The organism is Prochlorococcus sp. MIT 1303, from assembly GCF_001631965.1.
Lineage (GTDB): Bacteria > Cyanobacteriota > Cyanobacteriia > PCC-6307 > Cyanobiaceae > Prochlorococcus > Prochlorococcus marinus_D.
Genome location: NZ_LVHK01000027.1, coordinates 1 through 13,317, shown reverse-complemented (window position 1 = coordinate 13,317; position 13,317 = coordinate 1). Strand labels below are relative to the sequence as shown.

Sequence of the window (13,317 nt, the reverse complement as noted above, 5' to 3'; positions counted from 1 at the left end):
CATAGATGGCAAGTTTGAACGACCGCCGCAAGAACTTGGATGGCTGACCCTCTCGATCTTCAAATGGTTTCGCTCGGGTTGCGTCGCATGGGATGGATTCGTTTTTGGATACAGACAGTGCTTGGGGTTGTTGTTGTTGGCGTGCTGTTGTTCAACAACATCGGTAGCAGCTTGGCCCGCAACTCGGAGCGAGCACTCGGGCTTGGTCCTGGCTTGTCGCTGACAAGCTTGGCGTTCTTGTTTTTGCTGTACAGCCTTTGGCAGGGTTGGCTGATCGTTCGCCTCGGCAGGGCTCTCAACAGTGCTGTTCGCCCCAGCCGTGGTGAGACTAGTCGTCTGCTCAAACGAGGAGTGATTGTTGATCTGCTCGGGTTGGTTTTCTCCTCCATTGGCTATCAATCGTTGGCTGGAAGTTTGTTTGTACAGGCGTCGATGCAAGCGCCAGGAATCTCGATTGGTGCAGGGCGTTCTGCATTAGATAATTACCCGATCACCTCCTTGGAGATGCTTTCAGTTCTGAGCAACACCCAGGTGTTATTTGCGCATTTGGTTGGTCTGATCTTTTCGCTTTGGTTGTTGCAGAGGATTTATCGCACTGGTTGATTGGCTACGCATGCTGCTGGTAGAGCAGAAAGATCACCACGCCAAAACAGATCGGGTTGGATGGGTGTCAAGGAGGGGGAATTTGTTTCGATTTGGGCTACGTCGCTGGGCCAGTCGCGTGGACCATCGCCGGCGGTCTCAAGATCTTTAACCACTTCTCCTGCTAACCAGAAGTAGGTGCGGCTGTGCGGATCGACACGTCGACTGAACTGTTCCTCGTAGTGGCGTATTGAAAGGCGAGTCCAGCGCAGTGATCCCATCTGCTCTGGATGGCAGGGGGGAATGTTGAGATTAAGCAGCAGGTTGTTGGGCCAGTTGTCTGCCAATGCATTCTCTGCAACATCCATCGCTAACTCGGCAGCAGCCTGGAAATCCCTCCATTGGAAGCAGGCGACGCTGACCGCAAGCGCCGGCAATCCCTCAAGGGTGCCTTCCATTGCTGCGGCCACCGTGCCTGAACAGAACACATCAGTTCCTAAGTTGGGGCCATGGTTGACCCCAGAGAGCACTAGATCGGGCTTCTCTGCCAAGAGTTCCGATAGGGCCAGTTTGACGCAATCTGCCGGCGTGCCACTGCAGGACCAAGCCGTCACACCTGGCCCGTAGAGCTCATCGACGCGTTCGGCTCGGATGGGGGTATGGATGGTGAGGCCATGGCCGGTAGCAGAGCGCTCATGGTCGGGACAGACCACTGTGACCTTATGGCCGCGGCTGGCGGCGGCAGCGGCTAGGCAGCGGACGCCTTCAGCTAAAACTCCGTCATCATTGCTAATCAGAATTCGCAACGGAGTCATCTCCTCGTATCCACTGCGGGGAACTTAATCATGATGACTGCCTAAAGCATGATGACTGCCTAAAGTCAGTGGCTGCGATCTTTTTTCAGTGAGCGCCACTATCTCCTTGCAGCAGCTCACCGACCAGCTTGATGCCCTCGAGGCTGAGGCGGTGTCTGCTATCGCTGCTGCCGCAGATGCGGATGCCTTGGAGCAATTGCGGGTGAGCCTGTTGGGCAAGAAAGGTCGCTTGTCTGGTGTTCTCGGGGCGATGGGCAAGCTCCCTAGTGAAGAGCGACCGCTTGTTGGTCAGCGCGCCAATGTGCTTAAAACACAGGTGCAAAACCTGCTAGGGGAACGGTTGCAGGTGGTGAAAGCGGCAGCTTTGGCTGATCGGCTGCTGCGGGAAACGATTGATGTCACTGCGCCTTCCAGTGGCATTCCTGTGGGGCATCGCCACCCTTTGATTACAACAACTGAGCAGATCGTGGATCTGTTTTGTGGTTTGGGCTATCGGGTGGCTGAAGGCCCGGAGGTAGAGACCGATCACTACAACTTTTCCGCCTTGAATATTCCCGAGGACCATCCCGCTCGAGACATGCAGGACACGTTCTATCTGGGTGGCAATCTGCTCCTGCGAACCCACACCTCGCCTGTGCAGATTCGTTATCTAGAAGAGAATCCGCCTCCGGTAAGGATTGTGGCGCCAGGCCGGGTGTATCGGCGTGATGCAGTGGATGCGACCCATTCGCCTGTCTTTCATCAGGTTGAGGTGTTGGCCATTGATGAAGGCCTTGATTTCAGCCATCTGCGCGGCACGGTGATGGCCTTCCTGAAGGCATTCTTTGGCGATATGCCGGTGAGATTTCGGGCTAGTTATTTCCCCTTTACCGAACCATCGGCTGAGGTGGATGTGCAGTGGCGTGGGCGTTGGCTGGAGGTGATGGGTTGCGGCATGGTTGATCCAGCAGTCTTAGAGGGCCTGGGGCTTGATCCAGAGCGCTGGAGTGGGTTTGCGGCAGGCCTTGGTGTGGAACGCTTCTGCATGGTCCGTCATGGCATCGACGACATTCGCAGGCTTTATACGAGTGATCTGCGCTTCCTTGAGCAGTTTTGAGTCGATAGCCGATCGTGCACTGGATGAAGCATCGCCGCGTTGCTGCATCCAAAACCAGCTGAATCCCCATAAAGTGAGGTCGTTGTTTGCTTCATTCGATCGGTGCCCTGTGTCGGACTGATCGTTAATGACGGCAAAGAGTTGGCGGTAGAGACCGCATTGACCCTTCAGGCGCGGCTTGAACAGGCTGGTATCGAAGTGGTCAGAGCAAGTAGTTCTGGCGGAATGGTTGGCTTTGCCAATCCAGATCAGCATTTGCGCCTGCTTGGTTACAACGCGTGCGTACCTGAGGGATTCGATGCCTCGATGGCACTGGCGATTGTCCTGGGTGGTGATGGCACCGTGCTTTCGGCGGCACGGCAGACAGCTCCTGTGCAGGTGCCAATCCTCACCATCAACACCGGACACCTTGGCTTCCTGGCGGAGGCCTATTTGGCTGATCTCGATCGGGTGATTGAGCAGGTGCTTAACAAGCAGTGGACGATTGAGGAGCGTTGCACCCTGGTGGTGAGTGTGTTGCGTGGTGATCAGCGCCGCTGGGAGGCACTCTCCCTCAATGAAATGGCCTTGCATCGTGAACCGCTCACGAGCATGTGTCATTTCGAAGTCGCGATCGGTCGCCATGCGCCAGTGGATATCTCTGCTGATGGCGTGATCCTCTCGACGCCTACGGGATCAACGGCTTATGCACTCAGTGCAGGAGGCCCGGTGATTACACCTGAGTGCCCGGTGCTTCAGCTTGCACCGATTGCCCCTCATTCGCTGGCGTCAAGAGCGCTGGTTTTCAGCGACCAGGAGCCAGTGACTGTGTTTCCAGCGACGGCTGATCGCTTGATGATGGTTGTTGATGGCAGTGCGGGTTGTTATGTGTGGCCGGAAGACCGAGTACTGATTCGTCGTAGTGATCATCCTGTGAGATTTGTGCGCTTGGCAGATCACGAGTTCTTCCAGGTGTTGCGCAACAAGTTGGGATGGGGTTTGCCGCATGTTGCTAAACCTGATCGAGTATGAGCTGCAGGGCCCTCTGCTTGCAGTGGGGGAAGAGATTGCGGTTGCCTCTGTTCTGGGCAGGGCTGGCGGTAGGTCTTATTGCTCTTTCATCTATTGGGGTACGGGCAGAACCCCCGCCTCAGTATTTGCCTCTCGAAGCCCAGTGGTGCCTTGAAAGCGGTACTTGTTTGTTATTGGAGGTAGCGGATAAGGCAGAGGAACAGCGCTTGGGATTGATGCAGCGCCATGCCTTGCCATCAGGCCAGGGCATGTGGTTTCCGTTTCAGCCTGCAAGGCGATTGCGTTTTTGGATGCACAACACCTTGGCCGCGCTTGACATGGTGTTTGTTGATCAGGGCCGGGTGATTGCGATTGAGGCGGCTGTGCCTGTTTGCCCGCATTTGCCCTGCCCGAGTTATGGCCCGAAGCTGCCGGCGGATGGAGTGGTGGAGTTGGCGGCCGGGGAGGCAGCAAGGCTATCCATCAAGGTTGGTGATGTTGTGCAGATTCAACCTTTGCCGAAGCCTGTTGATTGGCAGCCTTAAGGCCTCGTGCCTTTGAGGATCATCACCGGGTTCATCGGCGCCATGCGTGTGCCGTCTGCCAGCGGCAGGCCCCTCCAGGCTTGGTGTTGACTCACCTTCACCGTGAAACCTGAGTTTTCAAGTAGAGGCCTGAGTTCTGCCATGGCCTCAACGGTTGCCAGTGGAATCACGACGACTCCATGTGGTTGAAGTTTTTGCACGACGGCCTTGAGTAGAGCAGCTCGCTGGCGGCCGCCACCTCCTAGCAGCACCCGATCGGGGTTGCTGAGTTTTGCTGGTAAATCAGTTCCATTCAGCAGGCTGAGGGCCTCGACTTCGAGCACTGCAGCAGGATGAACGGCAAGCCGGGCAGCATTGGCCTTGATCAGCGCTGTGCCGCCGCCACGCTTTTCAACAGCAAGCAATTGCAGTTGTGGGCGCAGGCGTAGGGCCTCTAAGCCAACGCTGCCAACTCCAGCGCCTAAATCCCAGAGCACGCCCTGTTCTGGCAGCTCTAACTCTGCGAGGAGCTGAACACGAAGCTCCCGTTTGCTCATCAGGCCAGGGTGATCGTCGTGTTGCAGGAACAAGCCATCGTCAAGACCGAACAAGGGAAGTTCGCCTGGATCTCCTGGTGGAGCAGCTTGTTCTGCAAGCAGCACAACCAGGTGTAGGGGATGAAGATCCGATGGCAAGGCATCCTGTGGCGTCAGCCGTTGCACCCGTTCATTGGCGTGCCCGAGCTGTTCGCAAAGCCAAACTGCATAGGCAGCTTCAAGGCCAGAAGCGCGCAAAATCGTACGAACCTCTTCGGCGCCACCGCGGCTGGGATCGGTGAGTACAGCTAGAGCTGCGGGGCGTTGTTGCAGCTTTTGAGCCAAGGGGGCCGGGTCACGGCCATGCAGGCTGATCCAGGCGGCATCCTGCCAAGGGCGTCCAAGCCGGGCAAAGGCTAGTTGCAGCGAAGAAGGTGCTGGATGAAAGTGCAGCTGATCAGCAGAACATGCTTCGAGTAGTCGCCTGCCGATGCCGAACCAGAGCGGGTCGCCGCTGGCCAGCACGACGGCTGTGCCTGGCAGCTGGTGCAACCAGGCGATTAGAGCCTCTGGTTGATCGCTGGCCATCAGTTCTGGCAAAGGTTGATCCGTTTGCTGCTGCTGCCACCAGCTCGGCAGTTGCGGCAACAGGCGACGGGGTGCAGCCAGCCCTTGGGCTGAGAGCACCAGCTCTTGCAATGGCGAAGCAAGGTGATCTAAGCCTGCGGCATCGGTGCCGATGACGTGGATCGCTGCGGAGCTGATTGAGGCGGGCATGTTGTCATTCTCGGCTGAGAGGTTGTATGGCTGACTTGTCGTTGCTTTGAATGGTGAACAGCGCGTTGGCGGACAAGATGGCGGACAAGATGGCGGGCAAGGTGCGAAAAACTGAACAGGAACAGGATGCGTTTGTGCTTGATCGCCGTCGGCGTTTGCATGAGTTGGTGGTTGCCTTGATTCAGCAGCAGGGCGAGCTGGAATTGCTTGATGGCGAAGCACCACGCCTTGATGTTGCGGCAAGTTCAGCTCAAGCTCATGATCCAGCACGCTGGTTGGATCGCAATCGCCGAGTGCTGCAGCGTTACCAGGCCTTGGTTCGATCTGCCGTCACCATCGATGCTTTGTTGGATGCTGAGTAGGCCGTAAGGATTCGGCAGCTTGTTTTGTCTAGGGGCGCATTAAGAACCGACGGGTCAATCAATTGAATGATGATTACTATGTGGCCAAAATAAGACTCAGGAATGCATACACCAATATAAATAGATTCTTAAATAGAAAGCTGATGATGGATAAAGGTCCGACGATGAGTTTGATTGTTACTCTGAATTCATGGGAAAGCAGATTTCTCCAAGTCTAAATCCAAAAGGGGTTACATATGAGACGGCAGATGGTGATTATAATCAAATAGATTTTCAAAACAACGGCACGCTAGATATTAGCGGTATTCTAAATAACGGTGGTATATTGAGAAATAATGGTGGCTCGCTGGGGATCAGCCACGGATCCTCCCTGTCCAACAACGACGGCGGCAAGCTTATTAACGATGGATCCCTTGTCAACTACGGCAACCTGTTAAACAACCAGGGAGGCATGCTGACCCATAGTAGCGGTACCATAGAAAACAATGGAATACTTAGTAATAGCGGGGTTTTTAACATCAACACCGGCTGTAATCTTGACAACCTAACCAACTACTTGACAAACGAAAGGACAGGTACCATTACAAATGATGGTCATATAACTACTCTTTGGTTTGTATTTACTAATTACGGACTGATCCAAGGGACTGGTCATACAGGAGGAGACATTGTCAATCACGGAACAATTAACGGAGGGAAATCTGTAGGTGGCTATTTGATTGATGGAAATTTATATCAAAGAGATGGTAGCCTCAAGTTAATAGAGCTGGGTGGTACTTACCACGGAGATGGCGATCGCACCGCAACAGAACACGACTGGATTGAAATTACTGGCAACCTAGAACTCGCAGGAAAACTCGATGTCTCACTGATTGATGGCTTTAAGCTTTCTGGTGGCGATTCATTTGTGATTACAAAGGTCGATGGAGATCTCTCTGGGCAATATGATGGCCTTGATGAAGGAGATTCAGTAGGCAGATTTAAAAGCGATAACGGAGGCACCCTTGATCTCTTCGTGACTTATCAAGGTGGTGATGGCAATGATATTGAGCTGTATACGAAATCAGCCTTTGGTGTTCTTCCTAATAGCTTGAGTGACACAAGAATCATTGGTTCTGATGAAGAGGATTCATTAACTGGAACAAACGCTCATGAAGTGATGCATGGTGGTAATGGTGATGATGTACTTCTTGGTGGCGGTGGAGATGATCAAGTCACCGGAGGCAATGGTAATGACAAGCTATATGGGGGGCTAGGTGATGACACCCTCAAAGGTGATCGAGGCGCTGATACCTACAAGCTGAGTAGCGGCAATGATGTGATTGATGGCTTCTCATTCGCTGAAAACGATCGCATCTCTGTTGCTGATGGAGTGGATCTTTCCTTTAAGCAAGTTGGTGATGATCTATTGCTCACAGCAGATGGCATTCACACAACCTTGCTGGATGTGGATAAGGGTGAGTTTCTCGCTGCTGATGTGATTGATTACATCTGAGCGGTAGAAACCGTTGTTATGCCATCAAGGTTCAAACGATGCCTTGATCCCCTAGCTGGTCGGCTGATCTGCTGACAAGCTGGGCGCATCTTCTCTTGCCCCATGGCCCTTTTTGGCTTGTCAGCTTTCAGATCCTTATTGAAGCGTGGATCGAGCTTGAAGCCTTGGGCTGAGAGCACCAGCTCTTGCAATGGCGAAGCAAGGTGATCTAAGCCTGCGGCATCGGTGCCGATGACGTGGATCGCTGCGGAGCTGATTGAGGCGGGCATGTTGTCATTCTCGGCTGAGAGGTTGTATGGCTGACTTGTCGTTGCTTTGAATGGTGAACAGCGCGTTGGCGGACAAGATGGCGGACAAGATGGCGGGCAAGGTGCGAAAAACTGAACAGGAACAGGATGCGTTTGTGCTTGATCGCCGTCGGCGTTTGCATGAGTTGGTGGTTGCCTTGATTCAGCAGCAGGGCGAGCTGGAATTGCTTGATGGCGAAGCACCACGCCTTGATGTTGCGGCAAGTTCAGCTCAAGCTCATGATCCAGCACGCTGGTTGGATCGCAATCGCCGAGTGCTGCAGCGTTACCAGGCTTTGGTTCGCTCTGCCGTCACCATCGATGCTTTGTTGGATGCTGAGTAGGCCGTAAGGATTCGGCAGCTTGTTTTGTCTAGGGGCGCATTTATAAATTGTCGAGTTGATTAGCTACCGGCCGATCATTGCGATTAAGTGGGGGTTGTGAAGTTTTTGGAATTGCCAAGTGCTTTTGCCGAGAAGAAAACCTAGGCCTTTATCAGGGGGGGCAAGGCGATTACTGCCAATACAGATCCGATAAAGCGACAGATCTACTCAGTGAAGGTAGCAAAATAATTAAAGCTGTAGAGGATTATCTTCATTGGATTGGCCATTAATCCTTCGACAAAAATAATTAAGGAATTTAAGTAAGAGTGTTCGAAGCTGCTATCATCAATTCATGTAAATATTGGATGACAGCAATGGCTGGGAAACAGTTCTATCCAAACCCAAATCCTGCAGGGCATACATATATACCAGGAACGGATGATTACAATGGTTCCGGAATAACTTATAAAAACTATGGAACACTAGAAATCTCTGGACTGCCGAAAAGTAACAATGGTTCTCTGTATAACTACGGTGCATTTAACATCAACTACGCAATTCTGAACAACAACAAAGGCGCCACGCTGACTAATAATGGCTTGCTGAACAGTAGCGGCGCATCTGATGCCAGCTCAAATGACCAAAGCGTTCTATTCAACGATGGTGAGTGGACTAACAACGGCGCTATGAACATTGGGGGGGAGTTGAACAACGGGTTCTATGGCGATGCCGTGCTAACCAATAACAACGATGGCACTATAAATAATGATGGTTCTATATACTCTGACGGAATGTTTTACAACCTAGGATTTCTGAACAACAGCAAAGATGGCAGGCTGGACAATAACGGAACGCTGTATAATTATAACTTGCTGTATAACTATGGCAAGCTATTTATGATGGGTACACTATATAACAGTGGTACACTGAAAAATGAAGGCCAGTTGGATATATTTTCTGGCCCCGAAAGCCTCGCTCTCAAGACCGGGGGGCTTCTGGTAAACCAAACTGATGGTACTATTCAAAACGATAATCTTATATCTACCATTGGTGGAGATGGGTCTCCAGGCGCAGCAACTAAAGGAACATTCATTAATAATGGGTCCCTTAGTGGCACTGGTTGGATAATAGGTGATGTACAAAATTCTGGTACATTAAGCCCGGGCAATTCAGCAGGTGGTCATTTGATTAACGGTCACTTGTATCAAAAAGAAGGTAGTACTAAAGAAATAGAACTAGGTGGTACTTACGATGGAGATGGCGATCGAAATGCTACAGAACACGATTGGATTGAAATTACTGGCGATATGCAACTCGCAGGAGATCTCGATGTCTCACTGATTGATGGCTTTAAGCTCTCTGCTGGTGATTCCTTTGTGATTACCAAAGTTGATGGAGATCTCTCTGGTGAATATGATGGCCTCAATGAGGGAGATTCAGTAGGCAAATTTAAAAGCGATAACGGAGGCGCCCTTGATCTGTTTGTGACCTACCAAGGAGGTGATGGCAATGATATTGAGCTCTACACCAAATCATTCTTAGGTGTTCTTCCTGAGAGCTTGCGTGAGCCACGAATCATTGGTTCTGATGCTGATGATTCCTTAACCGGAACCTCTGCAGATGAAGTGATCTTTGGTGCTAGTGGTAATGATGTTTTGCTAGGAGGCGATGGAGATGATCAAGTCACAGGAGGCAATGGCGATGATTGGCTATATGGGGGTCTCGGTGATGACATTCTCAAAGGAGATCGAGGATCTGATACCTACAAGCTGAGTCGTGGTGATGATGTGATTATCGGCTTTTCATTCGCTGAAAACGATCGCATCTCTGTTGACGATGGAGTTGAGCTTTCCTTGACGCAAGTCGGAGATGATTTATTGCTCACAGCAGATGGCATTCATACCACGCTGCTGGATGTGGATAAGGATGCGTTCCTAGCTGCAGATGTTGTTGACTTTATCTGAGCTATAGAACCTTTTGCTTCAAGATAATCTTTTAAGTCCTTTCTTGCTCATTACCTGAATAAATTTAGCAGAGCATCATTGATTCAGCCTTGACGCCATAGATTTCTGTCTGTACTTAGATTAAAATCCGCTGCATTTGAAAAATAAAGTAAGTAATGTAATCATGCAGACCCTTCTTTTCTCTGGAGACTATACTTCACCCTGCTTTAATAGCGATACCCGCAACTTGCCCATTGATTATTCATGAAATACCAATTCTGCGTATCTAGCCGAGGACCAGATTGATCACGGAAAGTTGTAAGTTTTAGTTGAGCTGATCGAGCAATTAAGTGCCTAATAGAATAAGACAAATAATATTTGAAGCCATCATTATTTCATAGGCTCTTGACAAGCAGAGTTTCTTTTCTCGAAACGGCCATGGTTACTTTTGGGAAAGCAACTACACCCTTCAACCAAGATCAATGGTTTAAGCCTCTTAAAAGGTTTCAATTTGTATATCGGCTTCGTACAAAGTTAAAATTCTTGCTTATTCATGAAACGATTAAATACCTATAAACCAGCCTTAGACTAATGACAAGCTTTCCCCAAACTATACCATTAGGCACAACATATAACACTTACCCTGACGCGATTGCTGTTAACTGGTGGACACCCTGTGAGGTTATCGGAGAACTAATCATCTTTGACGAGCTTGACAATCAGGGTTCTATCTCAAATACCGGTTCAATCATTTCGAATGGAGATCTTGTTAACTATGTTAAAATAGACAACTATGGAAACTTTAATTGTAATGGGATGCTTACCGGTGGCGTCTTGAATAATGGCGGCAAAATAAATTCAGTTTTTAATCTGAATGGCGCCATGTTTGATTTTTATAGTATACATAATAGTGGAACCATTAATATTAATGTTACTGGCCTTCTCAGAAACATTCTCCCAGAGAAGGAGGATTCTATTGTCAATATTGGTGGTGGAATCATAAATATCAAGGCAGCACCGGCAGGAGAGAAAGTGGGCGGTCAATTAGAAAATCGCTTAACGATTCGTAATGCTGATGGTACGCTAAATAATAATGGAACTTTTGATAACTATGGTACTGTCCTTAATGAGGGAAGTTCTAAAATTTATAATTTAGCCAGTGGCACTTTTAATAATAATGGGGGATTACTTACAAATTCAAGTTATTTCGAGAATATTAATATTCTAAATAATGGCGGCACCCTGAAGAACCTATCAGGTGCCCAGCTTCAAAATATAGGTCAATTAATCAATGAAACACTAATCATAAATGATGGAATCATCGATACTACAAGAGGATCCATTACAGGGGTCGGAGAAATACAAGGTACAGGAAAAATAATTGGTAATCACACAAATGACGGAATCATCTCTCCTGGCAACTCATCTGGAGGTCTCTTGTTTGATGGAAGCTTGACTCATAGAAAAGGAGGCAAGGAAATGATTGAATTAGGTGGTACTTACGATGGAGATGGCGATCGCACCGCTACAGAACACGATTGGATTGAAATTACCGGTGATCTAGAACTCGCAGGAGAACTCGATGTTTCACTGATTGATGGCTTTAAGCTTTCTGCTGGTGATTCCTTTGTGATTACCAAAGTTGATGGAGATCTCTCTGGTCAATATGATGGCCTCAATGAGGGAGATTCAGTAGGCAGATTTAAAAGCGATAAAGGAGGACCACGTGATCTCTTTATTACCTATCAAGGAGGAGATGGTAATGACATTGAGCTCTATACGAAATCACTCTTTGGTGTCCTTCCTAAGAGCTTGCGTGAACCAAGAATCATTGGTTCTGCTGAAAATGATTTATTGTCTGGAACCTCTGCAAACGAAGTGATCTTTGGTGCTAATGGTGACGATATTTTGTTAGGGCGCAGTGGAGATGATCACGTCACTGGAGGCAATGGTAATGATCGGCTTGATGGCGGGTCTGGAGATGACAAACTCAAAGGAGATCGTGGTGCTGATACCTACACCCTGAGTCGTGGTGATGATGTGATTATCGGCTTTTCATTTGCTGAAAACGATCGCATCTCTGTTGCTGATGGAGTTGAGCTTTCCTTGACGCAAGTTGGAGATGATCTATTGCTCACAGCAGATGGGATTCATACCACATTGCTGGATGTTGATAAGGATGCGTTCCTAGCTGCTGATGTTGTTGACTTTATCTGAGCCCTAGAACCCACAGCATCAAGCTAAATAGGATGAGCAGTAAAACGACAAAATTTGATTCACTGCTCATTTAACGTTTGAAATGCCCTGAGTTCTTTTCTCAATCTGCCTCTGACTTGATCGGTAAGTAAGGCCCTATTGATCTAGATTTTTGAAGACAGTATTAGCAAGTAAGCAATACTGGCAGGCTCAAATCACTCGAATTCAAAAAGAGATGAAAAGCCTGTAGGCCAGGGAACTTACTAACGAGATCGTATGAATTGTTACATTTCAACCAATTTTATGTTACAACGGTCATGATATAAACGCATTCATTGATTTTAAATTTTAAAAAATGACGACCTTTAAACAGATTCCCATTGTCTCATATGTTCAGGGATCTACCGGAAAAAGCGTTCAAGGCTGGAATGGCATGAATGATACCCCCAGTTCAGGATACAACCAACTAAACCTAAATGAGTCTGGAGTGAAATATACGAATAATGTGGTAGCAGGTTACACGAATGATGGTCTAATCAACCAATATAATGATTTCGAAAATACAAAAGGTTCAATTTTAACTCAGTCTCAGGAAGCTTCATGGTCGCAGGCTAGCGGATATTTTTTAAATTCTGGCACTATCAATATCCAAACCAATCAGCCTGGCGGTCAGAACCCTGGGACGATGTATTTTGGGGGTGTTGGTAATGCCAATCCTGCTACTAATAACGGAACAATAAATATACAAGGTCCATATGGTGCTGCACCCGCTATAAAAATTCAAGGTGGAGGTGTAACAGTATCTACGTTTACTAACAATGGTGCAATTAACAATGACGCGTTAATATACTATAGTCAAGCAACATTTGTCAATGCAGGTAATATATGGCAAACCAAAGATGCAAAAATCTTTAACTTTGGAGAAGGTAAATTTTATAACTCCGGGAGTGGGGCTGTCCATGGTGGTTCAGTAATCGGGGGGACTTTTACAGACGATGGAACATTAGCTCCTGGAAACTCCGCAGGAGGAATGCTCATTGATGGTCACTATATCAAGGGAGGAGGAACTAAAGAGATTGAACTAGGTGGCACAAATAACCATGATTTCCATAGAACAGATACAGAGCATGATTTTTTTGAAGTCACGGGGGACATGACAATTAATGGTGGCACGCTTGATCTCTCACTGATTGATGGCTTCACGCTTTCTGCTGGCGATTCCTTTGTGATTGCCAAAGTTGATGGAGACCTCTCTGGTCAATATGATGGCCTCAATGAAGGAGATTCAGTAGGCAGATTTAAAAGCGATAAAGGATCACCACGTGATCTCTTTATTACCTATCAAGGAGGAGATGGTAATGACATTGAGCTCTATACGAAATCACTCTTTG

At 48.7% G+C, this 13,317-nt stretch carries 12 protein-coding genes and 1 pseudogene; 10 read left to right on the top strand and 3 right to left on the bottom strand.

Going from position 1 to position 13,317, the window contains the following annotated elements; all coding sequences use genetic code 11:
- The first annotated feature begins 39 nt into the window (after positions 1-39).
- Entirely contained in the window at positions 40-603 is a 564-nt protein-coding gene (locus PMIT1303_RS01235; RefSeq protein WP_011826561.1) for a DUF3611 family protein, read from the top strand.
- On the opposite strand, the gene surE is transcribed toward PMIT1303_RS01235, so the two are convergent.
- Positions 588-1,397 carry a 5'/3'-nucleotidase SurE gene (gene surE / locus PMIT1303_RS01230; RefSeq protein ID WP_011826560.1) on the bottom strand — a complete coding sequence of 270 codons (810 nt, stop codon included), beginning with the start codon at positions 1,395-1,397 and terminating at the stop codon, positions 588-590. The two genes, PMIT1303_RS01235 and surE, sit on opposite strands and share 16 nt — an antisense overlap.
- 88 nt (positions 1,398-1,485) lie before the next feature.
- Here surE and pheS point away from each other — a divergent pair, with 88 nt between their 5' ends.
- From pheS to PMIT1303_RS01215, 3 genes are all read left to right on the top strand, one after another.
- Positions 1,486-2,493, top strand: a complete 1,008-nt coding sequence (gene pheS / locus PMIT1303_RS01225) for a phenylalanine--tRNA ligase subunit alpha (RefSeq protein WP_011826559.1) — start codon at positions 1,486-1,488, stop codon at positions 2,491-2,493.
- Between the two features lie 102 nt (positions 2,494-2,595).
- The gene (locus PMIT1303_RS01220; RefSeq protein ID WP_063397191.1) at positions 2,596-3,504 is read left to right on the top strand and encodes an NAD(+) kinase; all 909 of its coding nucleotides are present in this window, start codon (positions 2,596-2,598) and stop codon (positions 3,502-3,504) included.
- The gene (locus PMIT1303_RS01215; RefSeq protein WP_231901198.1) at positions 3,501-4,028 is read left to right on the top strand and encodes a DUF192 domain-containing protein; all 528 of its coding nucleotides are present in this window, start codon (positions 3,501-3,503) and stop codon (positions 4,026-4,028) included. The genes PMIT1303_RS01220 and PMIT1303_RS01215 overlap by 4 nt, the downstream gene beginning before the upstream one ends.
- Here the strand turns inward: PMIT1303_RS01215 and PMIT1303_RS01210 are convergent.
- The gene (locus tag PMIT1303_RS01210) at positions 4,025-5,320 is read right to left on the bottom strand and encodes a bifunctional cobalt-precorrin-7 (C(5))-methyltransferase/cobalt-precorrin-6B (C(15))-methyltransferase (RefSeq protein ID WP_063397190.1); all 1,296 of its coding nucleotides are present in this window, start codon (positions 5,318-5,320) and stop codon (positions 4,025-4,027) included. The genes PMIT1303_RS01215 and PMIT1303_RS01210 overlap by 4 nt on opposite strands.
- Positions 5,321-5,409: 89 nt before the next feature.
- On the opposite strand from PMIT1303_RS01210, the gene PMIT1303_RS01205 reads away from it, so the two are divergent.
- Positions 5,410-5,682, top strand: coding sequence for a hypothetical protein (locus PMIT1303_RS01205; protein WP_063395631.1), 273 nt, complete (start codon positions 5,410-5,412; stop codon positions 5,680-5,682).
- 190 nt (positions 5,683-5,872) lie between these two features.
- Positions 5,873-7,177 (top strand): calcium-binding protein, encoded by a 1,305-nt coding sequence (locus tag PMIT1303_RS13170; RefSeq protein ID WP_156486863.1) that lies wholly within the window; start codon positions 5,873-5,875, stop codon positions 7,175-7,177.
- Here PMIT1303_RS13170 and PMIT1303_RS01195 read toward each other — a convergent pair.
- Entirely contained in the window at positions 7,168-7,446 is a 279-nt protein-coding gene (locus tag PMIT1303_RS01195; RefSeq protein ID WP_063397188.1) for a hypothetical protein, read from the bottom strand. The two genes, PMIT1303_RS13170 and PMIT1303_RS01195, sit on opposite strands and share 10 nt — an antisense overlap.
- Positions 7,447-7,535: 89 nt before the next feature.
- Here PMIT1303_RS01195 and PMIT1303_RS01190 point away from each other — a divergent pair, with 89 nt between their 5' ends.
- The 4 genes and pseudogenes from PMIT1303_RS01190 to PMIT1303_RS13875 form a co-directional block, all read left to right on the top strand.
- Entirely contained in the window at positions 7,536-7,808 is a 273-nt protein-coding gene (locus PMIT1303_RS01190) for a hypothetical protein (protein ID WP_063395631.1), read from the top strand.
- 305 nt (positions 7,809-8,113) lie between these two features.
- Positions 8,114-9,751, top strand: a complete 1,638-nt coding sequence (locus PMIT1303_RS13880) for a hypothetical protein (protein ID WP_231901196.1) — start codon at positions 8,114-8,116, stop codon at positions 9,749-9,751.
- Positions 9,752-10,321: 570 nt separating this feature from the next.
- Entirely contained in the window at positions 10,322-11,947 is a 1,626-nt protein-coding gene (locus tag PMIT1303_RS13675; RefSeq protein ID WP_063397186.1) for a hypothetical protein, read from the top strand.
- A 334-nt stretch (positions 11,948-12,281) separates the two neighbouring features.
- A pseudogene (locus PMIT1303_RS13875) lies at positions 12,282-13,317 on the top strand (hypothetical protein); the annotation flags it as partial.

Coding starts and splice junctions, on each gene's coding strand:
- PMIT1303_RS01235 (WP_011826561.1), top strand. CDS start 40: ATGGCTGACCCTCTCGATCTTCAAATGGTTTCGCTCGGGTTGCGTCGC.
- surE (WP_011826560.1), bottom strand. CDS start 1,397: ATGACTCCGTTGCGAATTCTGATTAGCAATGATGACGGAGTTTTAGCT.
- PMIT1303_RS01215 (WP_231901198.1), top strand. CDS start 3,501: ATGAGCTGCAGGGCCCTCTGCTTGCAGTGGGGGAAGAGATTGCGGTTG.
- PMIT1303_RS01210 (WP_063397190.1), bottom strand. CDS start 5,320: ATGCCCGCCTCAATCAGCTCCGCAGCGATCCACGTCATCGGCACCGAT.
- PMIT1303_RS01205 (WP_063395631.1), top strand. CDS start 5,410: ATGGCGGGCAAGGTGCGAAAAACTGAACAGGAACAGGATGCGTTTGTG.
- PMIT1303_RS13170 (WP_156486863.1), top strand. CDS start 5,873: ATGGGAAAGCAGATTTCTCCAAGTCTAAATCCAAAAGGGGTTACATAT.
- PMIT1303_RS01195 (WP_063397188.1), bottom strand. CDS start 7,446: ATGCCCGCCTCAATCAGCTCCGCAGCGATCCACGTCATCGGCACCGAT.
- PMIT1303_RS01190 (WP_063395631.1), top strand. CDS start 7,536: ATGGCGGGCAAGGTGCGAAAAACTGAACAGGAACAGGATGCGTTTGTG.
- PMIT1303_RS13675 (WP_063397186.1), top strand. CDS start 10,322: ATGACAAGCTTTCCCCAAACTATACCATTAGGCACAACATATAACACT.